Origin of the sequence: Alkaliphilus peptidifermentans DSM 18978 (assembly GCF_900101495.1) — a bacterium.
Taxonomy (GTDB): Bacteria; Bacillota; Clostridia; order Peptostreptococcales; family Natronincolaceae; genus Alkaliphilus_C; species Alkaliphilus_C peptidifermentans.
In genome coordinates, this window is record NZ_FMUS01000032.1 from 1 (window position 1) to 25,039 (window position 25,039).

Annotated in this window: 27 protein-coding genes; 26 read left to right on the top strand and 1 reads right to left on the bottom strand. The window is 35.9% G+C overall.

What is annotated here, in order from left to right; all coding sequences use genetic code 11:
- Positions 1-228 precede the first annotated feature (228 nt).
- From eutS to BLP68_RS18395, 25 genes are all read left to right on the top strand, one after another.
- Positions 229-579 carry an ethanolamine utilization microcompartment protein EutS gene (gene eutS, locus BLP68_RS18275; protein ID WP_091546758.1) on the top strand — a complete coding sequence of 117 codons (351 nt, stop codon included), beginning with the start codon at positions 229-231 and terminating at the stop codon, positions 577-579.
- 11 nt (positions 580-590) lie between these two features.
- The gene (locus BLP68_RS18280) at positions 591-1,022 is read left to right on the top strand and encodes a EutP/PduV family microcompartment system protein (RefSeq protein WP_091546761.1); all 432 of its coding nucleotides are present in this window, start codon (positions 591-593) and stop codon (positions 1,020-1,022) included.
- A gap of 101 nt (positions 1,023-1,123) precedes the next feature.
- A complete protein-coding gene (locus BLP68_RS18285; protein ID WP_091546764.1) occupies positions 1,124-1,693 on the top strand; it encodes an ANTAR domain-containing response regulator in 570 nt (189 codons plus the stop codon).
- Between the two features lie 22 nt (positions 1,694-1,715).
- Complete coding sequence (locus BLP68_RS18290; protein ID WP_091546767.1) at positions 1,716-3,125, top strand: sensor histidine kinase; 1,410 nt, start codon at positions 1,716-1,718, stop codon at positions 3,123-3,125.
- A gap of 94 nt (positions 3,126-3,219) precedes the next feature.
- Positions 3,220-4,662 (top strand): ethanolamine ammonia-lyase reactivating factor EutA, encoded by a 1,443-nt coding sequence (eutA, locus tag BLP68_RS18295; protein ID WP_334292595.1) that lies wholly within the window; start codon positions 3,220-3,222, stop codon positions 4,660-4,662.
- A gap of 18 nt (positions 4,663-4,680) precedes the next feature.
- Positions 4,681-6,048: an ethanolamine ammonia-lyase subunit EutB gene (locus BLP68_RS18300; RefSeq protein ID WP_091546773.1), complete on the top strand. Its 1,368-nt coding sequence runs from the start codon at positions 4,681-4,683 to the stop codon at positions 6,046-6,048.
- A gap of 27 nt (positions 6,049-6,075) precedes the next feature.
- Positions 6,076-6,975: an ethanolamine ammonia-lyase subunit EutC gene (gene eutC / locus BLP68_RS18305; RefSeq protein ID WP_330389230.1), complete on the top strand. Its 900-nt coding sequence runs from the start codon at positions 6,076-6,078 to the stop codon at positions 6,973-6,975.
- Positions 6,976-6,998: 23 nt separating this feature from the next.
- Positions 6,999-7,652: an ethanolamine utilization microcompartment protein EutL gene (gene eutL, locus BLP68_RS18310; protein WP_091546775.1), complete on the top strand. Its 654-nt coding sequence runs from the start codon at positions 6,999-7,001 to the stop codon at positions 7,650-7,652.
- Positions 7,653-7,668: 16 nt separating this feature from the next.
- The gene (locus tag BLP68_RS22495; protein WP_091546778.1) at positions 7,669-8,295 is read left to right on the top strand and encodes a BMC domain-containing protein; all 627 of its coding nucleotides are present in this window, start codon (positions 7,669-7,671) and stop codon (positions 8,293-8,295) included.
- A complete protein-coding gene (locus BLP68_RS18320; RefSeq protein ID WP_091546781.1) occupies positions 8,295-9,746 on the top strand; it encodes an acetaldehyde dehydrogenase (acetylating) in 1,452 nt (483 codons plus the stop codon). The genes BLP68_RS22495 and BLP68_RS18320 overlap by 1 nt, the downstream gene beginning before the upstream one ends.
- Before the next feature lie 15 nt (positions 9,747-9,761).
- The gene (locus tag BLP68_RS18325; RefSeq protein ID WP_091546782.1) at positions 9,762-10,046 is read left to right on the top strand and encodes a BMC domain-containing protein; all 285 of its coding nucleotides are present in this window, start codon (positions 9,762-9,764) and stop codon (positions 10,044-10,046) included.
- Between the two features lie 63 nt (positions 10,047-10,109).
- Complete coding sequence (locus BLP68_RS18330) at positions 10,110-10,880, top strand: cobalamin adenosyltransferase (RefSeq protein WP_091546785.1); 771 nt, start codon at positions 10,110-10,112, stop codon at positions 10,878-10,880.
- A gap of 18 nt (positions 10,881-10,898) precedes the next feature.
- Positions 10,899-11,537, top strand: coding sequence for a phosphate propanoyltransferase (pduL, locus tag BLP68_RS18335; RefSeq protein ID WP_091546787.1), 639 nt, complete (start codon positions 10,899-10,901; stop codon positions 11,535-11,537).
- A 15-nt stretch (positions 11,538-11,552) separates the two neighbouring features.
- On the top strand, positions 11,553-12,374 hold the full coding sequence (gene eutJ / locus BLP68_RS18340; RefSeq protein WP_091546790.1) for an ethanolamine utilization protein EutJ: 822 nt from the start codon (positions 11,553-11,555) through the stop codon (positions 12,372-12,374).
- Between the two features lie 11 nt (positions 12,375-12,385).
- A complete protein-coding gene (locus BLP68_RS18345) occupies positions 12,386-13,093 on the top strand; it encodes a hypothetical protein (RefSeq protein ID WP_091546791.1) in 708 nt (235 codons plus the stop codon).
- Between the two features lie 156 nt (positions 13,094-13,249).
- A complete protein-coding gene (locus BLP68_RS18350; protein WP_091546794.1) occupies positions 13,250-13,519 on the top strand; it encodes a EutN/CcmL family microcompartment protein in 270 nt (89 codons plus the stop codon).
- A gap of 26 nt (positions 13,520-13,545) precedes the next feature.
- Positions 13,546-14,892, top strand: coding sequence for a 4Fe-4S dicluster domain-containing protein (locus BLP68_RS18355; protein ID WP_091546796.1), 1,347 nt, complete (start codon positions 13,546-13,548; stop codon positions 14,890-14,892).
- Positions 14,889-15,437: a BMC domain-containing protein gene (locus BLP68_RS18360; RefSeq protein WP_091546798.1), complete on the top strand. Its 549-nt coding sequence runs from the start codon at positions 14,889-14,891 to the stop codon at positions 15,435-15,437. The genes BLP68_RS18355 and BLP68_RS18360 overlap by 4 nt, the downstream gene beginning before the upstream one ends.
- A gap of 56 nt (positions 15,438-15,493) precedes the next feature.
- Positions 15,494-16,597, top strand: a complete 1,104-nt coding sequence (gene eutH, locus BLP68_RS18365) for an ethanolamine utilization protein EutH (RefSeq protein ID WP_091546799.1) — start codon at positions 15,494-15,496, stop codon at positions 16,595-16,597.
- A gap of 59 nt (positions 16,598-16,656) precedes the next feature.
- Positions 16,657-17,814: a 1-propanol dehydrogenase PduQ gene (locus BLP68_RS18370; protein ID WP_091546801.1), complete on the top strand. Its 1,158-nt coding sequence runs from the start codon at positions 16,657-16,659 to the stop codon at positions 17,812-17,814.
- A gap of 262 nt (positions 17,815-18,076) precedes the next feature.
- Complete coding sequence (locus BLP68_RS18375) at positions 18,077-18,490, top strand: DUF3788 domain-containing protein (RefSeq protein WP_091546804.1); 414 nt, start codon at positions 18,077-18,079, stop codon at positions 18,488-18,490.
- A gap of 24 nt (positions 18,491-18,514) precedes the next feature.
- Complete coding sequence (locus tag BLP68_RS18380; protein ID WP_091546806.1) at positions 18,515-19,048, top strand: GNAT family N-acetyltransferase; 534 nt, start codon at positions 18,515-18,517, stop codon at positions 19,046-19,048.
- A 73-nt stretch (positions 19,049-19,121) separates the two neighbouring features.
- Complete coding sequence (locus BLP68_RS18385) at positions 19,122-19,661, top strand: TDE2712 family protein (protein WP_091546808.1); 540 nt, start codon at positions 19,122-19,124, stop codon at positions 19,659-19,661.
- Positions 19,662-19,773: 112 nt separating this feature from the next.
- Complete coding sequence (locus BLP68_RS18390) at positions 19,774-20,412, top strand: cyclodeaminase/cyclohydrolase family protein (protein WP_091546811.1); 639 nt, start codon at positions 19,774-19,776, stop codon at positions 20,410-20,412.
- A gap of 218 nt (positions 20,413-20,630) precedes the next feature.
- Positions 20,631-22,286: a PucR family transcriptional regulator gene (locus tag BLP68_RS18395; protein ID WP_091546815.1), complete on the top strand. Its 1,656-nt coding sequence runs from the start codon at positions 20,631-20,633 to the stop codon at positions 22,284-22,286.
- A gap of 37 nt (positions 22,287-22,323) precedes the next feature.
- On the opposite strand, the gene BLP68_RS18400 is transcribed toward BLP68_RS18395, so the two are convergent.
- The gene (locus BLP68_RS18400; protein WP_091546817.1) at positions 22,324-23,016 is read right to left on the bottom strand and encodes a cyclase family protein; all 693 of its coding nucleotides are present in this window, start codon (positions 23,014-23,016) and stop codon (positions 22,324-22,326) included.
- A gap of 392 nt (positions 23,017-23,408) precedes the next feature.
- Here BLP68_RS18400 and BLP68_RS18405 point away from each other — a divergent pair, with 392 nt between their 5' ends.
- Entirely contained in the window at positions 23,409-24,989 is a 1,581-nt protein-coding gene (locus BLP68_RS18405) for a methyl-accepting chemotaxis protein (protein ID WP_091546819.1), read from the top strand.
- Positions 24,990-25,039: the final 50 nt, after the last annotated feature.

Below are 25,039 nucleotides of genomic sequence, written 5' to 3' on the forward strand. Positions count from 1 at the left end.
GTGTTAAAGAATTAATTAAAGGGAATTATGCAATTTTCTCATATTAAAAAAGACAAGAAAAAAAACTTGTCTTGTAAATTCTAGTATGGTATTATGATATTAATAATTGAAAATAGTTACACAATGGGGTGTAATGATTAAAAAGCGACGAAGCTTGCAGAAAGAAAAATATTTTTCTTAGCGAGCTTTTTTATGTTTTTGCATCAATATTTATGAAGGGGTGATTTGATGGCAGCAGAAGAAAAACAGAGAGTAATTCAAGAGTATGTACCAGGAAAACAAGTCACATTAGCTCATTTAATTGCCCATCCTGAACACAGCATTTATAAAAAGCTTGGATTGATTGAAGATAATTATAATGCCATAGGTATTTTAACCATAACACCTAGTGAAGCTGCTATTATTGCAGCTGATGTGGCTACTAAATCTGCCAGTGTGGAAATCGGTTTCCTAGATCGTTTTAGTGGGTCTTTGGTTATTACAGGGGATGTTTCCAGCGTGGAATCTGCTCTCCAGGGAGTGATAGATGCCTTAACAAATACACTTGATTTTACCCCTGCAAAATTAACTCGATCTTAGGAGGAGCCTAGATGAAGAAGGTTATTTTAGTAGGAAGAAGCAATAATGGAAAAACCTCCCTTAGTCAAAAACTAAACCAACAGGAATTAGCCTACAAGAAGACTCAAACGATGGAATTTTCTAACCATATTATAGATACACCGGGGGAATACATAGAAAATAGGAGATACTATCATGCTATTATAAGTGCTTCTGTAGATTGTGATGTTATAGGTCTTCTGCAGGCTGCAAATGAACCTGATTGTATTTTTCCACCAGGCTTTGGGAACTTTTTTAATAAACCTGTTATAGGAATTATTACTAAAATAGATTTAGAAAGGGATACTTCGGCTGTAGAAAAAATCTTATATGCTGCAGGAGCCCAGAGGATTTTTAGAGTAAGCTCTGTTACTACAGAAGGAATAAAAGAAATAACAGCTTATATTGAAGAAAAAGAGTATTGAATTCTCAAAAAAATATCCTGTAAACCTTTAATTAATTGTATAATTTGAATAAGGTGTAAAGTAATCAACGGAGATTATGAAGTATTAAAGGAGGAAATGCCATGAAAGGGCGAGTGGTAATAGCCGATGACGAACCTATTACTAGAATGGATATAGTAGAAATGATGCATGAAGAAGGCTACAATGTTGTAGGAGAGGCTTCGGATGGACTTGACGCAATTGAGCTATGCAAAAAGTACAAACCAGATTTAGTATTAATGGATGTTAAAATGCCTTTGTTAAATGGCTTAAAGGCTGCTGAAGTGATTAATCAAGATGAGTTGGCAGGATGTATTGTACTGGTTACAGCCTATAGCGGAAAAGAATTCATTGAAGAAGCTAAAAATGCCGGTGCCATGGGGTATATTGTTAAACCAATAAGTGAGAAGAATTTATTGCCTGCTCTAGAGGTGGCCATATCAAAAAGTAAAGAATTTAATAGAATGAAAAAAGAAGTTAAAAAAGCCCAGACTCAGCTGGAGGACAGAAAACAGATAGAAAGAGCAAAGGGAATTCTGATGAAAAATGAAGGACTCTCAGAGGAAGAAGCCTACAATAGGATAAGAACATTAAGTATGTCGAAAAGGCTTTCTATGGGGGAAATAGCCAAGATAATTACAATGAATCAATAGATAGATGCTGAGGGGTGAAGGAATGGTAAGGGAGCTATGTGAAACCTATACAAAATTATCCGACACAGATATTCTTATTCTAGAAGACCTAAAGCAAATGTTGCCACTAATTTCAAGAGCTATTAAAGCTGATGTATTCATTGATTGTCTAACCAATATCCCTAATATCGCTATTGTTGTTGCAGAAGCTAAACAAAGTCAAGAAGAGTCTATGTATCAGTATTCAGTTGTTGGAAAATTCGCTTTGGGAGAAAATGAACCTGCTGCTTTACGGACACTAGAGACTGGAGTTTCCTCCAGGGACTTAAAGGCACTAACACAGGAGAATAAAACAGTCAGACAAAGCGTAGAGCCTATAAAGAATAAGAAAGGTCAAGTGATCGGTGTTTTGATTATTGAACAAGATATTACAAAGGATATTAAAAGAGATAAGGAAATGGAATATTTACTGGAAGCAACTGAAAAATTAACAGAAACCTTAAGCACTTTGAAGAGTGCTGAAAATACGATTATTCATCACGTTAATGAAGCCATTATTATGTTTAATAGCAAAGGCATTGCCACTTATTGCAACCCTGAAGCTTATCAGCTTTACAAGAAGCTAGGCTACCAAGATGAAATCATTGGGTTATCCTTTAACAACTTGACCATGGGAGGTATAAGCTTCTCTGGTGTCATCCATAAGGATATTGTTAATGTAGTGGAAGTAAAGATAGGGAAGCTGTCTCTGAGAGTTAAATATGTAGCTATGGAAGATAAAAATGAAGTTATTGGATTTATTATGATTATTAAAGATGTCACAGAGGTAAAGGAGAAGGAAATGGAGCTAATTTCCAAATCTGTTGCCATCAGTGAAATACATCATCGTGTTAAGAATAATCTGCAGACAATTGCCAGTTTGCTGAGATTACAGTCACGGCGGATTCACGATGGTAAAGCAAAGCAAGCCTTTAATGAAAGCATTAGTAGAATTCTAAGTATAGCCATAACCCACGAATTACTGGCCCAAAAAGGCTTGGATCATATAGATTTACGAACCATTTTAGAGAGAATAAAGGAAAGTATTATGGACTATGTAATATCTCCAGAGAAAAATATTACTATTCATATAGAAGGAGATCATATCATTGTAAACTCGGATAAAGCTACGTCTATTGCATTGGTGGTAAATGAACTTTTGCAGAATTCCTTAGAGCATGGATTCGAGGGAAGGGAAGAAGGTAATATTCAAATCAGTATAAATAAGGGGGAAATTTACACTCGTGTAACTGTTATAGACAATGGTGCAGGCTTTGATACAAAAACAGTTAAGAGAAAGAGTCTGGGATTAAGTATTGTAAAAAGTATTGTTGAAGAAAGACTTTATGGCAATTTGCAAATAAACTCCAGCCATGATGGAACAGAAATAATTTTTAATTTTAAAAATGAATAAACAAAGCACAATGGGGTGCTTTTGAAGGGCAATGGGGCCAAAAATCTATAGTAACATATAGATTTTTGGCCCCATTGTCTTTATATAGGAAGGAGTGGAAACTTTGAGAGAAAACGTTTTGAGTGTGGGAATTGACATTGGTACTTCAACAACTCAGCTGGTGTTTAGTAGACTCACCATCGAGAATACAGCTTCCATAATGTCCATTCCTAAAATACAGATTATAGATAAAGAGGTTGTTTACAGAAGTGATATACATTTTACACCTTTATTATCGGAAACAAAAATCAATGGAGAAGCTATTCGGAAAATTATTGAATTAGAATATATAAAAGCAGATATCCCCTTTGAAAAAATTGATACAGGTGCAGTAATTATTACTGGAGAAACAGCCAGAAAGGAAAATGCCAACGAAATCCTTAGCACCCTCAGCGGTTTAGCAGGAGACTTTGTTGTAGCTGCTGCAGGTCCAGATTTAGAAAGTATTATTGCAGGCAAAGGAGCAGGAGCAGGAAAATTATCAAAAGAAAAAAGCTGTACTGTAGTTAACTTAGACATAGGTGGAGGCACAACCAACATAGCCATCTTCAAGAATGGTGAAGTTGTTGATACTGCTTGCCTTGATATAGGAGGGCGGTTAATAAAATTTGAAGATGATCAACTGAAGGTGGCCTATGCCTCAAAGAAAATTAAGCTTTTAGCTAAGGATATAGGTGTTAAAATCCAAATAGGCAAAAGTTTATCGTTAGATGAAGTAGAGCTTATGTGTAAAAGGATGGCAGATATATTGGCAGAGAGCTTAGGGATTATTCCCCAAACACCTCTCCTGCAAGAGATGTTAACAGGAACACCTTTAAAATTGAAGCAGAAGATTGACTATATTTCCTTTTCAGGAGGAGTAGCAGATTGCATCAATAGTAAGGACAGTACACCTCCATTCAAATATTGTGATATTGGTATTATTCTTGGAAAATCCATTGGATCCTCATCATGGTTAGAAGGCTCAAGAGTGATACAAGCCAGTGAGACCATTGGCGCAACTGTTGTGGGAGCAGGAACCCATACAACAGAAATAAGCGGCAGCACCATTACTATTGAATCATCCATTTTACCTATGAAGAATATTCCCATTTTAAGGCTAAATCAAGAGGAGGAAGAGCTTGTCAATGATCAGCTAAGCTGTAAAATTGCAGAAAAGCTAGATTGGTTTCGCCTGGAAAATGGTCAACAGCTGGTGGCTTTAGCTATGAAGGGGTTTAAAAATCCCAACTTTCATCAAATACAGCAATTGGCGAAGGCAATTATAAAAGGATTTGAAAGTAAATTGGAAGAAAAGGAGCCCTTAATTATTGTAGTAGAAAATGACATGGCAAAGGTACTAGGACAAGGCATCCTTGCCCACTTAATTGACAAAAAAGATGTAATTTGTATCGACTCTATTAAAGTGGATAATGGGGATTACATTGACATTGGAAAGCCTTTAGCCAATGGAAAGGTAGTACCCGTTATTATAAAAACCTTGGTACTTAATTATTAAATAGAAGGGAGATATGACATGATATTAAAAACAAAGTTATTTGGCATTGTTTATCAGTTTAAGAGCTTAAATGAAGTGATGGCTAAAGCCAATGAAGAGAGGTCAGGAGATAAACTGGCGGGACTGGCAGCAACCTCTATTACAGAAATGGTAGCAGCAAAGGAAGTATTAAGCAATCTTACACTAAAGGACATTAGAAACAATCCAGCTGTACCCTATGAAACAGATGAGGTAACAAGAATTATTCAAGATGGTGTCAATGAAAAAATCTACAATGAAATCCAAAACTGGACAGTTTCAGAGTTAAGGGAATGGATTTTAAACAACGAAACATCAGGTAGTGATATTAGAAGAATCAGTAGAGGCTTAACCAGCGAGATGGTGGCAGCGGTTACTAAGCTTATGTCAAATCTAGATTTAGTATATGGTGCAAAAAAAATTGTTGTTACTGCCCACTGCAACACCACCATTGGAGAAGCAGGTACCTTGGCCTATAGACTTCAGCCTAACCATACAACTGATAATATAGAAGGCATCAAGGTATCTCTTTATGAAGGGTTAAGCTATGGGGTTGGGGATGCAGTATTGGGCTTAAATCCTGTAAACGATACAGTAAACAGTGTGAAAAATGTATTGAAATTATTTGAAGAAGTAAAGCATCAATGGAAAATTCCAACCCAAACCTGTGTTTTGGCCCATGTAACAACCCAGATGGAGGCTATTAGACAGGGTGCACCTTCAGATCTGATTTTCCAAAGTATAGCAGGAACAGAAAAAGGAAATGAAGCCTTTGGTGTAAATGACAGTATTTTATCTGAAGCAAAAGACCTTGTATTAAAAGAAGGAACCTCTACAGGGCCAAACGTTATGTATTTTGAAACAGGTCAAGGCTCTGAGCTTTCTTCAGATGCCCACATGGGTGTTGATCAGGTAACCCTAGAAGCCAGATGCTATGGATTAGCAAAAAAATATAATCCCTTCCTAGTAAATACCGTTGTTGGATTCATTGGACCTGAATATCTGTACAATAGCAAACAGGTAATTAGAGCAGGGCTTGAGGATCACTTCATGGGCAAATTATCTGGCATTCCAATGGGGGTAGACGTGTGCTATACCAACCATATGAAGGCTGATCAAAATGATATAGAAAACTTAAGTATTCTATTAGGCAGCTGTGGGTGCAATTTCTTGATTGGAGTTCCAGCAGGAGATGATATTATGCTTAATTACCAAAGCTCAAGCTTCCATGACGCCGCTACCCTAAGAGAATTATTAAAATTAACACCAATTCCTGAATTTCAAAATTGGTTAGAAAAAATGGGAATATATGAGAATGGGAAATTATCGAAAAAAGCTGGAGATGCATCAATTTTTTTAAGTAAATAAAGAAAAAAGAAAAAGGAGGGCATTGGATTGATTTCAGAAGAGGTAATTAAGGATATGGTTCAGCAAATTGTTGAAAAAATGGTCATAGATAAAAAGCAAAGGGATGTAGAGAATAATCTGCCAAAAACAAATGTAAATAAACAGTCAATGGAATGTGTAAATGATGAAAAGCTTAAAGATTTAACAGCAATTCAAATACAGGATTATTTTGCAGTACCGGACCCAGATAATAAGGAAGCCTATCTAGAGCTTAAACAAAATACTCCTGCCAGAGTTGGAATTTGGAGGACAGGACCTCGTTATCCTACAAATACATTATTGAGATTCAGGGCTGATCATGCTGTTGCTATGGATGCTGTCTTCACTTATGTTTCGGAGGAATTGCTGGAGGAAATGGGCTTATTTTCAGTGAGTACATTATGCCGTGATAAGGATGAATATATGACAAGACCTGATTTAGGCAGAAAATTTAGTCAAGAAAGTATCGAGACGATAAAGGAAAAGTGCATAAAAAGTCCTCAAGTACAAATCTATGTTTCTGATGGCTTGAGTTCAACCGCCATAGAGGCAAATATTAAGGATATTTTACCCTCCATTATGCAAGGACTAAAAAACTATGGTTTAAAGGTAGGAACACCATTTTTTGTTAGTCATGGAAGGGTACCAGCTATGGACGTTATTTCTGAAGTGCTTGATGCTGAAGTAACAGTTGTATTAATTGGTGAAAGGCCAGGTTTAGCTACAGGTGAAAGCATGAGCTGCTATATGGCTTATGGCGGAAAAGTAGGTATGCCTGAATCTAGAAGAACAGTAATATCCAACATTCATAGGGGTGGAACCTCCGCTACAGAGGCAGGTGCTCACATAGCTGAAATTGTTAAAGAAATGATAGAACAAAAAGCAAGTGGTTTAGAGCTTAAGCTATAAATAATAGAAATGGAGTGAAGAACATGAAAAATGATGCATTGCGTGCTTCTGTCCTAAGTGCAAAAATCATTCCTAATGTGAGCCTTGATATGGCGAAGGAACTGAAGCTGGAGGAGGGACATAGAAGTATTGGAATTGTTACTGCTGATAGTGATGATGTGACCTATACAGCTCTGGATGAAGCAACGAAAAAAGCAGATGTTAGAGTGGCTTATGGAAAGTCCTTCTATGGAGGCGCTGCCAACGCCAATACCAAGCTGGCTGGAGAGGTTATTGGCATTATCTCTGGACCAAATCCAGCAGAAGTAAGAAGTGGGTTAGATGCAATCGTTGATTTTATAGAAAATGATGCTTGCTTTTATAGTGCAAATGATGATGATTCCATTGCATATTATGCCCATTGTGTCTCTAGAACAGGCTCCTATTTATCAGATGTTGCAGGCGTGCAAGAGGGAGAAGCTTTAGCCTATGTAATAGCCCCGCCTTTAGAGGCAATGTATGCCTTAGATGCTGCTATGAAGGCTGCTGATGTTCAAATGGTATGCTTTTATGGTCCTCCTAGTGAAACCAACTTTGGTGGTGGATTATTGACTGGAAGCCAATCAGCATGTAAGGCTGCATGTGATGCTTTTGCTGAAGCAGTGAAATTCGTAGCCGATAACCCTACAAAATACTAAAGTGAGTTGAGCTATTATGAGTTATAATGCATTGGGACTACTGGAAACCTATGGCTATATTCCAGCTATTGTAGCTGTGGATGCTGCTTTAAAGGCGGCAAATGTTACACTTAAAGACCTTCAGTGTATTGGGGGAGGTTTGGTAACCATGATGGTGGAGGGAGATGTGGCAGCTGTTCAAGCGTCAATTGAAGCTGGAAGTGCTGCTGCACAAGCAATAGGTCATGTTATTTCTCAGCATGTGATTCCAAGACCTATTAATCAGCTAAAGTCTTTAATTGAAGGGGGGGGAAATACCAATCAACAGATAGAAGAATCCAACTCCAGCAAATTAGTGGAAGCAGCTAATAAGGCAGAAGAAGTAGAAGAAGTTGAAGAAGTACAAAAAAACCAAGAAGAACAAGAAATAGAAGAAATAGAAGAATTGGTAGTTAGTAAAACTAAGGACTCAGTGATTTATCATAATGAAAAAGGTATGAAAATTACTTCAAAAAAAGATCTCAATAGAATGAAGGTAGTAGACCTAAGAAAGATGGCTAGGGGATTGAAAGGATTTTCAATGGAAGCAAAAAAAATCAAGTTCGCTAATAAATCAGAATTAGTGCAGGCTATATTAAATTATCTAAAAATGGAGGTGGAATAGTGGAGCTACAGGATAAAGATTTACTTTCCATTCAAGAGGTAAGACATATGATATCGAAGGCTAATGAAGCCCAGAAGAAATTTGCAGAATTTAGTCAAGAAGCTATTAATAAAATTGTCTATGCTATGAAGGAAGCCTCCTATCGACAGGCAGAAATCCTTGGACAACTTGCCTCCGAAGAAACAGGCTTTGGTAAGTGGCAGGATAAAAAAGCAAAAAATCAAATTGCCAGTGAGGGTGTATATAATCATATAAAAGACATGAAAACAATTGGAATCATCCGTGAGGATGGGGAAAAAAAGATTGTGGAAATAGGAACACCAGTTGGTACAATTGCTGCTTTAATTCCTTCAACCAATCCTACATCAACAGTAATATATAAAACATTAATTGCATTAAAGTCTGGGAATGCCATTGTTTTTAGTCCTCATCCAAGTGCTTTAAAGAGCATTATAAGAACAGTGGAAATCTTAGACAAGGCAGCTGTTGAGGCAGGGGCACCTGAGGGGCTAATCCATTGTATGACTAAGCCCACCATGGAGGGAACCAGTGAGCTTATGCAACACAAAGGTATAGATTTAATCTTAGCTACTGGAGGCTCAGCTATGGTGAAGGCAGCCTATAGCTCAGGAAACCCAGCTCTGGGAGTTGGACCAGGCAATGTTCCTGCTTTTGTAGAAAGAAGTGCCAATATAAAAGAAGCAATAGAAAAAATAGTTTTAAGCAAAACCTTTGATAATGGAACAGTTTGTGCATCAGAGCAGGCCATTGTAACAGAAAGGTGTATTGCAGAAAAAGTGAAGGAAGAAATAAAGAGTCAGGGTGGCTATTTCTTAACAGGAGATCATCTGGAAAAGGTAACAGCAATTATGGAGACTGTAACAGGTGGGATGAATCCTAAAATTGTAGGAAAATCTGCTTTAGATATTGCTGAAATGGCAGGAATTGAAATTCCCAAGGAGACGAAAATACTTCTTAGTGAAGAAAGAAATGTTGGCAAAAATATACCTTTTTCAAAGGAAAAGCTTACTGCCCTCCTGGCATTTTATACAGTTGAAGACTGGCAAGAAGCTTGTGAGCTTTGTTACTCACTATTGGAGAATGGTGGATTAGGCCATACCTTGGCAATTCATTCTAAAAATGAGGCTATTATTAAAGAGTTTGCTTTGAAAAAACCAGTTTCTAGATTTTTAGTAAATACACCATCAACTCAAGGAGCCATTGGTCTTAGTACAAATCTTGCACCATCCTTTACCTTAGGCTGTGGGGCCATCGGTGGAAGTGCTACATCGGATAACGTAGGACCTATGCATTTGATCAATGTTCGAAGCATGGCATATGGAATAGATGAGGATAAAAAAACTGTAGAAAAAGAAGACCTAAGCAGTATAGATATTGATGCAATTACACAATTGGTTATGGAAGGCTTAAAAAATAAATTAAATAATTAAAGGAGGAATTTTAAAATGGCAACTTTAAACGCGTTAGGAATGATCGAAACAAAAGGATTAGTAGGTGCAATTGAGGCAGCAGATGCAATGGTGAAGGCTGCAAATGTAACATTATTGGGCAAAGAGATTGTTGGTGGTGGCCTGGTGACAGTTATGGTAAGAGGAGATGTTGGGGCAGTCAAAGCTGCAACAGACGCAGGAGCAGCAGCTGCAGATAGAGTTGGAGAATTATTATCTGTACATGTTATTCCAAGACCCCATAATGAAGTAGAAATTATCCTTCCAAAAATAAAAGAATAAATACAAATACCTCCTGGATCAAACTTGATCCGGGAGGCTTAATTGATAAAAGGGAGGGATCCTATGAAGGTTTTGACAGAAGGGGAGCTTCGTTGGGAGTTTAAAAATAAGTTTCCGAAAACCTATACAATCAATTCAAGGATTTTAGTAACGCCTTCTGCAATGGAATACTTAAAGGAAAAGAAGATAGAATTGATACTTGAAAAAGAAGATGAACCAAGTGAGAATATAGCAGCAAGTGGCTCGATGGAAGGGAATAAAGAGGAGAAAAATCCTGTGGAGCTTAAATATAAGTGCTATCATAGTGGAGGACTTTTTGAAAGCAAGCCAGAGCATATGACACAGCTTTATGGAAATTTACTTGTCATCAAGGATAATCCCAGAATTCAACTAAGAGGGAAGCTGGATAGCTTTCAGGCTCAAATTTTAGAGCTGCAGGTATTTTTAGATAATTGTAATGAGAAGAAGATTTTAGAGGATTTAATGGAAGTTCTATCCTTTGTTAGAAACCTTTTAAGGGCAGAAGTATTGGAGGAACCCTTTGATAATTGCAAAATATTGGGCTTAGATGAAGGAGAATTGAGAAGGATGTCCCATAATCCAGAAAAGTTTTTTGGTGTAAGACATTTTTTGCCTGAGTACTCCATGGGGGTCATATTAATAAAATTAAATTCCTTGAGAAGTGCTGCCAGAGAAATAGAGATTGTTGGAATAACTGCCTTTGTTGGAGGAAATGCATCGATAGAAAGACAAGATATCATCCAAGCCCTCAACCGATTAAGCAGTTGTTTATATATTATGATGTGTCGATGGCAGGGTGGATACTATAACTAGGGGGTGTATCAATTACAAATGAAGGAAGAACTAATTAAAGAAATAGTGGAAAAGGTCATAGATAACATTGTAGGATGCCAAGAATGTTCAATGGAAATTCCCCTAGAGGTTTCCGCCAGGCATGTCCATTTAAGCAAAGAACACATGGAATTTCTATTTGGCAGTCAGGATCAATTAAAGACTTTAAAAGAATTATCTCAGCCGGGACAGTTTGTATATGATAAAAGAGTAACACTAATGGGTTCTAAAGGATTTATCAGTAATGTAGCAATTTTAGGACCTGCTAGAAGTGATACACAGGTGGAAATATCCTATACAGATGCCAGAACCTTAGGGGTTAACCCTCCTATAAGGGAATCTGGTAATTTAGAAGGCACAGGAAGAATTATCATTGCTGCAGGTGGTAAAGCAGTCAATTTAAACCAAGGAGTTATTATAGCGAAGAGGCATATTCATATGACACCCAAGGATGCTGAGGATTTACAGGTGAAGGATGGACAGCAGGTGAAGGTAAGAATTAAGAGCAAACGCCCTGTTGTTTTAGAAGAAGTCTTAATAAGAGTCAGCGGAAAATACAGACTTAGTATGCATATTGATCATGATGAAGGTAATGCTGCTGCTTATCGGCCAGGAACTATAGGGGTAATTATAAAATAACTGGAGGATTAAAAGATGGATTTTACAAAGGTAGATCATATTGTTAGTCAGGTTGAAAAATCTATTAATGAAACCTTTCCTTTTGATTCAAAGGGCGACCTGTTGGTGGGGGTTGATTTAGGAACAGCATATATTGTAGTTGTGGTATTAGATCAAAGCAGTAATCCAATTGCCTGTGAAATGGAGTTTGCACAAGTGGTAAAGGATGGCTTAGTGGTGGATTATATAGGTGCTACACGGATTGTACGAAAGCTTAAAGAAAAGCTTGAAGCGAGACTACTACAATCCTTAAAAAGGGCTGCTATTGCTGTGCCTCCAGGGACTGGAGTAAAGGATAGTCAAACCCATCGTTATGTGGTGGAGGGGGCTGGATTAGAGGTAGTATCCATTTTGGATGAGCCTACTGCCGCAAATGCTGTCCTTAAAGTAAATAATGGAGTAATTGTCGATATTGGTGGAGGTACCACCGGCTTATCTATTATAAAGAATAGAGAGGTAATCTATACTGCAGATGAAGCAACTGGAGGTACCCATCTTAGCTTAGTGCTGGCTGGCAACTATCGTGTAAAATTTGAAGATGCAGAAAAAATTAAAAAAGACCCTGAAAGAAAAAAGGAAGTATTAACTATTGTCAGACCTGTTATTCAAAAAATGTCAGCTATTATTGCGGCACATATAGCTAACTATGATGTAGATGCAATCTATTTAGTGGGGGGAACCTGTTGTTTAGAAGGCTTTGAAGATGTAGTTGAAAAAGAGGTAGGTATAACAACACTTAAACCCTATAATCCTTTTTTGGTGACCCCCTTAGGCATTGCTATGAATTGTAGAGAATAGGGAGTGATTCAATGGAGAAGGAAGCATTGGTTGAAAAAATAACAGAAGAAGTGATGAAGCTGCTTCAAGGAAAAGAAACAATTAAAAAGCTTCAATCCACAAGAAAAGCACTGATACTATCCTATAAAGATGAAACCAGCAGGCAAAATATAACCCAATTAGAGACACTGGGTACTGAATGTCTATTTTTAGATGAATGTCATCAAGATGAAGTAAAGTATGTTGATTTTATTCTTCTACCTAATCTATCATTGAACAGTTTAACCTATATGGCCATGGGGATTGAAGGGGATGAAATTTCAAAAAGAGCTATTCGAGGTATGTTGTATGGAAAGGATATTTTTGTTTTAAGTGAAGGTATAGAATACCGAAGCTTTCAGAGTACCAGTCATCCCCATTTCCATCAGATATATATGGATTATGAAGAGAAACTTAAAGGATACGGAGTAAAAATAGGGTCTTTAAATGAAATTCTAGCCCTCACCACTGGGCAGCTAAAACAGCCTAAGGAATCTATAAAACAAGAGGAAACAGAGGAGAAGGCTTTCATTAGCAATAAGCTTATTACCGAAATGGCTTTAAGGGAAATGTGCTGTAAAGAAAATAGTCAGCTTAGTATAGATGCAAAGGCAATTGTTACTCCAATGGCAAAGGATTATATAAGAATGAAGAAAATACAAATAGTCAGAGCTAGTACCCCATCCCAATTAAATTCATAGGCTCTCTCTGGTTAAATTTCCATATAGCATCGTTGTCGTCAATCGGAATACGTTAACGGTATTCCTCATTCCTCCCCCTTGCTCTATGAAAATTTTCCTCAGGAATAACCCAAGTTTTAATTACGATGAGGTACTAGTGAGGAAGGAAGAATTAAATTGATTATTGGTAAAGTAATCGGTAATGTGTGGGCCACTAGAAAGGATACAACATTAAATGGACTAAAGCTTTTAGTGGTTGAAGCCATAGAATATGGCAGAAGTCAAAAGAATGAACCCTTTGTAGCAATAGACAGTGTAGGTGCCGGTATAGGAGATAAAGTGTTGGTGGTAACGGGAAGTGCCGCAAGGAAAGCACTTCAAAGGGAGGACTCAGCAGTGGATGCTACAGTAGTAGGTATTATAGATGAAGTAGAAGCAGAGGTATAAAATAACCGTTGGCAAGGGGAGGTAAGATGAATATTTTAGAAAAAATATTTCAAGCTGGCGTTGTTGGTGCTGGTGGAGCCGGTTTTCCAACCCACATTAAATTTAATGGTGCAGCAGAGTATTTATTGGTTAATGGAGTAGAGTGCGAACCATTGCTGGAAACTGATAAATTTTTAATACGCCATAAGAGTCACGAAATTATAAAAACCGTGGAAATTTTAGCCCAACAACTTCAAGCAAAAAAAATTGTTGTTGGTATAAAGAAAAAAAATACTAGAGAAGTCAAAGCACTGGAGCAAGCAATTGAAGCCCTAAACTCTAGAGTAGTGCTTCATTTAACAGAAAATTTTTATCCCGCAGGAGATGAGCAAATATTAGTATATGAGCTGACCAACAGACAAATTCCACCGGGAGGAATCCCAAAGGATGTTGGTGTTGTGGTATGTAATGTAGGAACAGTGGTAAATGTTTACGAAGCCCTTAACGAAAAATCTGTTACCGATAAATTTGTTACCATACTGGGAGAAGTTAAAAATTCAACGATTCTTTATGCGCCCATTGGCACCTCAATTGGAGAGTGCGTTGAAATGGCAGGTGGAGCAACAATAGAGGATTATAACATTATTCTGGGGGGACCCATGATGGGTAGAATCATAGAAAAAGACCAATTAAATAAGGAAGTAGTGACAAAAACAACCGGGGCTGTAATTCTTCTTCCCCAGAACCATTCCATTTTCAAAAACAAACAACTAAGCTTAACACAAATGATTAATAGAAGTCGTTCTGCTTGTATCCAGTGTTCCCTTTGTACAGATGTATGTCCAAGAAACTTAATTGGCCATCCCCTACGACCCCATCGAATTATGAGAACCTTATCAACAGATAGACAGCAGTATGAAGTATTAACGGAAGCCCTTTTATGTTGTGAGTGTGGTGTCTGTGAGCTTTATGCTTGTCCTATGGGACTTTCACCAAGAACCATTAATGGTGAAATTAAAAATCTTCTTCGAAAAGAAGGCGTTAAATACTTAAGCATACCTAGCCAAAATAAAGTTCATGAAATGCGGGAATATAGAAAAGTACCAGCTGAAAGACTTATTGCAAGATTAGATCTCTCTCAATATTCAGCTACAATCAAAGAGGACTATATCTGTGTTGAGGCTAAAAGTGTGAAAATACCATTAAAACAGCACATAGGAAAAACAGCAGCATCTATTGTTAAAGCTGGTGATGTAGTTGAAAAAGGACAATTGATTGCAAAGGTCAGGGAAGAAGATTTAGGAGCCAATATCCATGCCAGCATACAAGGTGTGATTAAAGAAGTAAGTGATTGTATATGGATAGCGGCTGAAGAAAAGGTGGTGACCCAATGATAAGAACCATAGGAATGATAGAACTAAACAGCATTGCTAAGGGAATTGAAACAGCAGATACTATGATTAAGGCAGCAGATGTCCAGTTATTAAAGGCCCATTCTGTATGTCCTGGTAAGTACATTATATTGATATGTGGAGATGTGGCAGCTGTTAAAGCAGCCATAAATACGGGAATAGAAGCTGGTAGGTCCTATGTTATTGATCACCTGGTTCTACCAAGTATTCATCCTCAATTAATTGATGCAATCCATGCCACAAATGCTGTACAAGAAGTGAGTGCCATAGGAGTTCTGGAATTTTATAATATTGTTACAGCTATTGTAGCTGCCGATGCTGCAGCAAAGGCTGCTGCCATTACCCTCATTGAAGTCCGTTTAGGTCTATCTATAGGAGGTAAATCCTTTATTACATTATGTGGAGATGTCAGTTCTGTTCAAGAAGCAGTGGAAGCTGCAGCAACCATTGGAAAAGAAAAAGGTATGCTGGTAGAAAAAACTGTCATTCCATCACCACGAGAAGAGTTGTTTGAAAAGTTATTATAGAAGAGAGTGGCTTAAATACAAAGAATTTATTAAATTCAAAGGAAGAGGTGTATTTAATGAACATTAACGAAATTATTGTTTACATTATGGTAGCCTTTATGGTACTAGGAGCTCTAGACAAAATCATAGGGAACAAATGTGGGTTAGGAGAAAAGTTCGATGAAGGTATTATTGCTATGGGTTCTTTAGCTGTTGCAATGGTGGGGGTTGTATCCTTGGCTCCAGTTCTGGCTACAATCCTAGAACCCATCGTTGTGCCGGCCTATACATTTTTAGGAGCAGATCCTTCCATGTTTGCAACTACATTATTGGCCAACGATATGGGTGGATATCCTCTAGCCATGCAGCTGGCTCAAAGTCATGAGGCAGGGCTATTTGCTGGATTAATATTAGGAGCCATGATGGGACCAACCATTGTGTTTACCATCCCGGTGGCCTTAGGTATTATAAAAAAAGAAGATCATAAATATTTAGCTACAGGGGTTTTGGCAGGTATGATTACTATTCCAATTGGCTCCTTTGTTGGCGGAATAGTAGCTGGTTTTGACATTACAATGATTTTACGTAATTTAGTACCAATTATTTTGGTATCTTTGTTACTTTCTCTTGGATTATGGAAAATACCCGATAAAATGATTAAAGGATTTACTATTTTCGGCAAGGGTGTTGTGGTGGTTATAACAATAGGATTAGCCGCTATTATTGTAGAAACCTTAACTGGAATTGTGATTATCCCAGGTATGGCTCCAGTAACAGAGGGTATTGAAATCGTAGGAGAAATTGCTATTATGTTGGCTGGAGCATTCCCAATGGTTTATGTTGTAACCAAGGTATTTAATAAACCTCTGATGAAGATGGGAAAACTATTAGGAATCGGAGATGTAGCAGCTGCAGGAATGGTCGCCACATTAGCCAATAATATTCCTATGTTTGGTTTAATGAAGGATATGGATCATCGTGGAAAGATAATCAATGTTGCCTTTGCAGTTAGCGCTTCCTTTGTTTTGGGAGATCACCTTGGATTTACTGCCGGTGTAAATCAAGATATGATTTTCCCAATGGTGGTAGGAAAAATAGTAGGTGGTATTACAGCTGTTATGATAGCCATGATTATTGCTAATAAAACTGCCTTGAAAGAAAACACAGCAAAGCAACACTAAAAACCATTCCTTCATCAGTGATAACTCTAAATAATATACTGGAAAAGGAAGGTGATGTCTTGAAAAGCTTTAAAGAAGTGACAGAAATTATTCATGGCATAGATGCAATACAGTATTTACAAAGATTTAAAGATAAAAGAGCTTGCATTGTCACTGATGCCACAATGATTAAATTAAAGATTGTTGACAATATAGCGGAGATTTTTGAAAAAAATGGTATGAACTATGAGGTGTTTTCAGAAGTAGAGCCAGACCCTTCCTTTGGAGTGGTCTATAAAGGCTTAAATCATATTATTAAAAACAAACCACAGGTGCTTATTGCTGTGGGGGGAGGCTCTGCAATAGATGCTGCAAAGGCCATCATGTATTTTTGTATAAAAATTAAAGAAGAGCTAATGGATACCCATGAGATACCTAAGCCCTTCTTTGTAGCAATACCAACCACCAGTGGAACGGGCTCTGAAGTTACGGCTTATTCTGTAATAACAGATAAAGAAAAGAATATAAAAATACCCATTATTGATTACTTAATGGTACCAGATGTAGCTATTCTCGATCCAGAATTCACTAAAACTATACCACCACATATTACAGCAGATACTGGCATCGATATTTTAACCCATTGTGTTGAGGCTTATGTTGCTAAAAATGCCTCGGATTTTACAGATGCTTTAGCAGAAAAATCTACAGCCCAAGTATTTCAATATTTACTGACAGCTTATAGAGATGGATATAATATGGAGGCTAGAGAGAAGCTTCATAATGCCTCCTGTATGGCAGGCATTGCCTTTACCAATGCTGGTTTAGGCATTAATCATAGCATGGCCCATAGCTTAGGAAGCTATTTTAAAATTCCCCATGGTCGGAGTAATGCCATATTAATGCCCTATATTATTGCCTTTAATAGCAAAAAAAGAGATAATGAAGGATATAACCATGCAGGAGTTAAATATGCCCAATTGGCAAAGCATATAGGCCTACCTGCTTCAACAGTTGAAATAGGGGTATTAAGCTTGATTGAGGCTATAAAGGTTATGAAAAAGGTTATGAAGATTCCTGCAACTATAAAAGAAGCAGGTGTAGATCGAGTGAGTTTCATGAATGCATTGGAGGAAATCTCCGGCATGTCCTTTAAGGACATCTGCACCAGTGGCAATCCAAAGGAAGTTACAAAAGAAGATATTAGAAACATTTATTTAGAGGCATATGATGGATAAAATTTAGTTTATATTTAATTTCTGTTATATAAAAATACCCCTTAAGTTACTATAAAAAGTAATTCAAAATGTAGGGGTGTTTTTATATTTATAAAAATACCATTAAAATGCCTTTGTAAAATATTATTATTATTTGAAAGGAAAAATCAAAGGAATGTCTAATAAATATAACAAAGGAAAAATATGGTTATAATAAAATATGACAGGCATATGTCGTGTTACATATTGTATAATATTAAAAAAATGAAGGGGCTGATTAAAAATGATGGAAAATATGCCAACTGAGGTAGAACTATCTGACCTTTTGGGAGAAAACAGGTTAGAAGTATGGCGTGATATTGTTGATTTTGTAGAAAAAAATTATAACTATGAGACGGTATGGAATAAATACAAGAAAACAGGCAAGTATGAACTTAAATTTCGAAGGAGTGGAAAAACCCTCTGTTCTTTATATCCCCAAACGGATAGTATTGAAGTGCTTATAGTATTTGGAAAAAAGGAACGGGAGAAATTCGAAGCTTCAAGAAATGATTTTTCTGAAGGTATTAATAGTCTATATGATAATACCCATCAGTATCATGATGGTAAATGGATGTATATAAATTTAAAGGATGAAGAATTAGTTGATGATATAAAAAGGTTAATTATAATAAAAAAAGAGCCAAATAAAAAATAATTAATATACAAAAGGGTGGAGAAAATGAATATAAAACTGGAGGAATTTTCGAGGGAAAATATAAAGCAATTAATATCATGGGTTCCTGATGAAAAACTTTTAATGCAATTTGCAGGACCTGCCTATGTTTATCCATTAACTGAAGAACAATTATTGGAAGACATCCGTAAAATGAAGGAAACTGGTGAAATATTAATGTTTAAAGCAATATATGAAGAAACCAATTTAATTATTGGACATATACAATTACTTAGAATAGATAAAATAAATAAAATTGCTACCCTTGGTAGGGTTCTAATAGGAGAAGAAGCTGCGAGGGGGAAAGGGTTAGGTACAATAGTAGTAAAGAAAGCACTTAATTATGCCTTTAATAATATGAATTTAGATGTAATTCGGTTAAACGTGTTTGATTTTAATAACAGAGCCATAAAGTGTTATAAAATGATGGGTTTTAAAATAGTTAAAACCACAGAAAACTGTGTAACAGTGAATGGCACAGGCTGGAGTGGATATACTATGGAGATCTCTAAAGAAGAGTTCTATGGCAAAACAAAGTGAAGGAATGGTTGATTTAAAAGTAAAACAGAGATATACTACTTAAATAGAGTAAGATTTACAAAGGAGTGGGACTATGGTAAAAAGAATAAAAACCAAATTAGATGTCATTGAAGGTATGCTTTATTACTGGCAAGCAACCAGTGAAAGAGAAAAGGTGGGAGAAACCTACTTAAATAGTCTAGCAAACCAGCCAGAAATGAATTATATTTATGATGATGAATTTAATAGAGAATCTGTAAGAAGAGCTTTAAGTGCCATATCAAACAGAGAAATATTTCATAGTGAAAACAAAAAAGAGAGAATCTTTTGGAATAACAATATGTGGATGATGGAGGATTTAGACTACACTAAAACGATGGTAGCTCCACTTAAAACCTTAAACCTAGACCTGCTTGTTGAAAAGTTAAATAGTAAAAGTATTGATTCTCATATTGAGGAGCTTGAAGTAATATTTATTCCGGGTCATGCTGATGAATATAAAATTACTGATGATAAATTAATTATTAATTTCTTTAGAGTTAAACCTGATTTGTATGAAGATGACAAAGTGACAATTGGAGATAAGCCTATTATAGATTACATAGAAGAAAAACTTAATGAATTGATTAAATGAAAGAGACGAGCCACTCGTCTCTTTTGTATATATTCTACATAGACTGAAAAACATGGTGTGTGTTAAATTATTCTAAATGCACTTATTAAAAATATGAGTAGGAGGCGAAGGCATGTTATTGGTAGATCAATCTGTAAAAGCTTTTATAGAGGTTGTAGAGAGTAATGAGCCAACACCAGGAGGAGGAAGTGTTTCAGCACTGGCGGGTAGCTTGGGTGCAGCCTTAACTGCAATGGTGGGCAATTTAACCATCGGGAGAAAGGCCTTTAATGAACTGGAAACTCAGCAGCAAAAAGAAATTGAAGATAATTTCAATTTGGCTAGAGATTTAAAAGGAAAACTAAACATATTAATTGATGAAGATACTAAGGCCTTTAATGGAGTAATGGCAGCCTTTAAACTTCCAAAAGAAACTGAGGAAGAGAAAAAAGCAAGAAGAGAAGCTATTGAAAAAGCAACCATTGAAGCTATGGAAATTCCTTTAGCAGCTGCAAAGGAATGCTTAAAGGTATTACAATGTCAAAAAACATTTGCACTATATGGAAATGTTAATGCTATTACTGATATTGGTGTTGGAGCCCTTATGGCCTATAGTGGTTTGGAGGGAGCTCTGTTTAATGTTAGAATTAACCTTCAAGGCTTAAAGGATGAAGCGTATGCTGCAGAAATAAAGAATACCTGTGATACCATACTTAAACAAGGTACTCAGCTAAAGGATGAAGTTATAGAAATTGTATATACGAAGCTATAGAGGTTAAATACAAAATAAACTGAGAATCTTGATTAATATATTCAAGATTCTTTTTGAATTAATGAAAATATGATGTCTTTAAATTATATTGTTAAAAAAACTAAATAATTAAAGGATTTTAGAAAATAATACTGAATATTTAATGTGTAACTATCAAATAATCTTAGTTAATTGTATATATTTTACAAGGTCAAGAGCCTATAGGGAGCTGGGTTTAGATGATTAGACAAAACGGAATTACTATTGATGAGGCTATTAAGCTTAAAAGTATGAAAAACTGCAAATTGATAGCAGGACACAGAGGGATATATAATACCATTTCAAAGGTTAACATTACAGCAGACCCTGATTTTGTTGATTGGGTTGATGCTGGTGAGCTTCTGATGACAACTGCCTATTCATTTAAAAATGAAAAGCTACAGGTGCAAAAAGATTTAATTACAGAATGCTCTCGCAAAGGGTTGGCAGGCATTGGTATTAAAATATATCCATATTTAGATGCTTTACCGGAAGAAATAATTAATTTAGCTAATGAACTGAACTTTCCTATTATTGATATTTACCATGAAACCCCCTTGTCAGATATTATGACATCAATATTTAAGGAAATCTTTAATAAGCAAGCATCGCTCCTTCAAAGAATAGAAACTGTTCATGAACAATTAATGAATGTAGTTCTAAGTGGTGGAGATATTCATGATATTGTTAGGGTGGTCTATGAGAACCTTCAAAATCCAATACTTGTAAAAATAGAATATACAAATCAAGCTTTTATGGGACTTGAAGAATTAGCTGAAGATACGAGAATAGGACTTTTGAATAATTATCGTCGCTTTTATGACGGTATAGAAAACAAAATAAGAGAAAAAAAATTTAATGAAACAGTAGAATTAATTAATGGTAAGCATGTAAGACGTATGGTAATGCCTATTATAGTAAAAAACAATGTCTACGGGCATATTTTTTCATGGGCTTTAAAAACGCCCCTGGGTGGTTTCGATTTATCTGTTTTAGAAACTGCATCAACTACCATAGCCTTGGAGGTTTTGAAGCAGCTATCGGTTAGGGATGTTGAAAATAGGCATCGTTCTGAGTTTATGGAGGATCTATTATCCTTAGATTTAAATAGAAAAAGTAAAGCGATAGAAAAGGCACCGGTTTTTAAATTGCTGATGGATCAACAGTTTAAAATGATAGTAGTTCAGATAGAGAATCAAAAAGACAAAATGGCTGACGACTTGCTACAAAAAATTGCACTTTTAAATCATGATGCTGAAGGATTGGTGGAAGAGTTAAACCTTAAGGCTTTTATAGTAAGCAAAACTGATAGTCTATACATTTTATTTTCCTTTTCTAAAGAGTTGGATAATGACCATATAATTAAAACCTTCTGTGACCATTTAGAAAAGTATTTATGTCGCAGATTAAAGGATGGAGATTATAAAATTGGAATAGGACGCTCATATAATGGTTTATCAGATGTTTACAAGAGCTATATTGATGCTGTTAAAGCAATATCAAGTGGGGATCTTATAGGTAATAATAACGTAGTATATTTTGAACAACTTGGAATCTATAAAATACTGTGTCAGGATTATCTTCGAGAAGAGCTTGAGAAGTTCTATGATGTAACTATTTCTAGTCTTGTAGAATATGATCAAAAAAAATCTACTGAATTAGTCAAAACTCTTGAGGTATACTTCACTAATAATGGTAATCTGAAAAAATTATCTGAAGAGCTATATACCCACTATAATACTACTTTATATAGAATACAAAGGATTCAAAGTATCACAGGAATGAGTTTAGACAACCATAAGGATAGACTTAATCTTGAAATGGCATTGAAAATCAAAAAATTGCTAAAGAAATAGCCCTTACCTAATCTAGGTAAGGGCTTTAAAATAATATTTACTCCTCCAGTAATGCTACTGCTCTAATCGGTGACCCAGATCCATCGCGAATTTTTAAAGGAAGGCCAAAGTAAAGAAACCTTTTATTCACAACAAGGTGTAAGTTACAAAGATTCTCTGTATTTGTTATATCGTATTCCCCACAAACTAAATGTCCAGAAAAGTCAAGGTCATCTGGGTGATCAATTGCAGGAGCATCTACACCAATATTTATAACACCTGCCTCTGCCAGCCACTTGGCGGCTTCGTAGCTTAATCCACTATAGGTGGTTTGCCATTTATCAGTCCCAAAGTGCCGATCATAATGACCGGTATACATAAGGAGGATGTCTCCCTTTTCGATAGATAGTCCGGATTTTGCAAGAGCTGAAGATAAATCCTTTGGCTCTATGTAACGAGTTGGGGGGATATGGGATAAATCAATGCAAATTGCACTTCCCCAAAAATACTCCAGGGGCATTTTTTCAATGGTTGCTCCGGAGGGCTTATACTCCCATACTGCATCACAGTGGGTACCACCGTGCTCACTTATAAGTAGATTTCTTGCAGAGAATCCTAATTTTTTGCTACCAGTTGCCTTCATGTTATCTTCATGGGTCATATTTGTCATAATAAAGGTTGGCTGGTGCATAGGGAATACTGACATTCCTTGAAAAATTTCTTGTGATAAATCAATTAATCGTAAAGTCATTGTCATTCTCCTTTCTCAATTTGAATTGCGTTGGGATAAGGAATTCAAAAAATAAAAGAGAAGATTCAAGGCGATAATAAGTTAATTATACAATTTTTTTTATAAAATGCCTACATCATATAGCATTAAATTTTAGTTTTCTACAAAACTCAGTAAAAGATACTAACTATATAAATGATGTTATTACAAGTGCTTGAGGACATTTGTCGAAAAACACACTGAAGATATTCTGTAATTTTATATATATTATACAAAACAAATGCAATACCAAGCTCTACATATTAAGAATATTCATATAAAAACTACAAAGAAATTTAGTGGTTTTTATGTTACCTTAAAGTAAGAGGCAAAAAAAGATATATATTAGCTTCTTGGGATAAGGAGGAAGGGATTTGGAAATACAGGGGAAGAAGGTACCAGTAACAATTTTCATCCTATTTATCATCTTTGCAATTATTCAAACAGTGTTTGCAAATTACGTATCGGGAATCATATTAATAGTTGTAAATATGATACTATTGCCAGCAATTGCTACATTTATTTTGTTTAAGACTTACTATAGGCCATTGAAAAAAATACTGGAATGTATTAACCGAATTAATGAAAACGATTTGATGTTTGAAGTGTATTCTAATGAGCCGGGCTGGTGTGGGGTCATATTGAAACAGATTGAAGAAATGGTATCTAATCAAAAAAAGAATTTTAGGCAGGAGGTTAACACTTCAACAGAAATAGCTGAAGTTAGTCGCCAATTAAATGAAGTTTCCGCTGAATCAACAGAAACCATGACAAGCATAGCTGTATCTACAGAAATAACTTGTAGAAAAGGTGAAGAGCAATTTGAAATGCTGAACGATATTGCAAAAGAGAACAATGAAATGATTAAAACTCTAGATTATGTAAGCTTGGAGATGGATAATACTACTAAGTTTACGGGTGACACCATCAGGGAGGCCCAAAGAGGAATAGACGCTACTGGTGCCATTAAAGAAAAGATGAAGGAAATAAAGGATGTTGTGGAAGCAACGGCAAAGCAAGTGGAAAAATTAAAAAATGATTCATATAAAATGGAAGGTATGATGGATTTAATAAATTCCATAACAGAACAAACTAATCTATTAGCTCTAAATGCATCAATAGAAGCAGCTAGAGCAGGAGAGCATGGAAAAAGCTTTGCGGTAGTAGCACAGGAAGTTTCGAAGCTTTCTCAAGGAACGAGAGAGGTTTCTAAGGAAATTGAGGAAGTGTTATTTAATCTAAAAATTGAGATCGAAGGAATTGGAGATTGGATGAAGCAGGAAAAGCTACAGGTGGATGAAAGCTATAAACTCATTGAACATACAGTAGAAGATTTTTACAAGGTAAACAGTGCACTGCAATTAAGTATAGATAAAATAGAAAATATGAATCAAAATATTGGAAAGGTTAATGCTAAAGGTAAAAATATAGGGTCCAATATTCAAGAAGCTACAATGTTTTCTAAGGAAATATCGGCCCAAATGCAGCAATCTACAGCAGAAGTGTTGCTTCAAAACCAAAGACTTGTTAATCTTCAAGAAATCACAAATACACTTTATGAAAATGCTGATCAAATGCAGCAGAACGTAACAAGCATGGTGATGGAGGGTAAAATGCTACAGGCTGTTGACTATATACAAAATGATACTAAGAATAAAGCTATAGATAAACAACAGGTTGCTAGGCTCTTAGATGAAACAGGAATGGATGCAATATATATTACCGATAAAATGGGTGTTGTGAAGCATTGTAATGAAGAAAGTTCAATAGGACTTGATTTATATAAAGTGGACCCCAGCTTTATTGCTCTAAGAGAAAGAAAGGTAACGAAGGTTACAACACCTGTTAAAAAAAGAGTTGAGGATAATAAGTTGTTTAAATTTTTAGCAACAATCGATGAGAATGGTATTATATACCAGGTTGGATTATCCATCGATACATTACTGAAGTTTTAATTTTGTAAGAGTAATCTCTTCAAATATATATATAAAATAAGGAGGTTAGG